1 protein-coding gene is annotated in these 530 nt (G+C 44.7%); it reads right to left on the bottom strand.

Features of this window, described 5'->3' with window-relative positions; genetic code table 11:
- Positions 1-150: 150 nt before the first annotated feature.
- Positions 151-387, bottom strand: a complete 237-nt coding sequence (locus tag N1032_RS27665) for a hypothetical protein (protein ID WP_259543939.1) — start codon at positions 385-387, stop codon at positions 151-153.
- Positions 388-530 lie beyond the last annotated feature (143 nt).

Below are 530 nucleotides of genomic sequence, written 5' to 3'. Positions count from 1 at the left end.
GAACGCGCTGGGAAATAAGCCACCAGCACAGCAGGTTTGCCAGCTTCGGCACGGGTATCAAAGCGCACTGAATGCGGATCGATAGTCACGATATCAGCGTTAACTGTACGCTCTTTACCACAGTCCAGACGGACGGTATACTTTGGCATATTACTTATCCCAATAAACAGGTTCAATATCTTTCACAGCGAAATCACGGAGTTGATTCTTCTCAACATCCAACGCCAGTAAAAGCATTTGTGGTTCAGGATGAAACTCAGTCGAACCATACCAAAGGTTGATTGGTTTGATTTGACGTTGACGTTTCTCCCCTTTCCAATTGGTGTACATGATAGTGCTAGGCACACCAATCGGTAGGAATTTGAAAGATGGTTTTGGTTCTGCCATTACGCCACCAGCTCACAGTACATACGGACACCCAGATCAAGGAAGATATTAAGGATAACTTCTCCCTTAACTTCATTAAGCAACTCAGGCATTGGTACTTCTACCATAGGAGCTTGAGAAGTTTTGGTGGACTGGATAATCTG

Source organism: Herbiconiux daphne, assembly GCF_024979295.1.
GTDB classification, from domain to species: Bacteria; Actinomycetota; Actinomycetes; order Actinomycetales; family Microbacteriaceae; genus Herbiconiux; species Herbiconiux daphnes.
The sequence above is the reverse complement of the archived record's forward strand: the minus strand, read 5'-3'. Positions and strand labels throughout refer to the sequence as shown.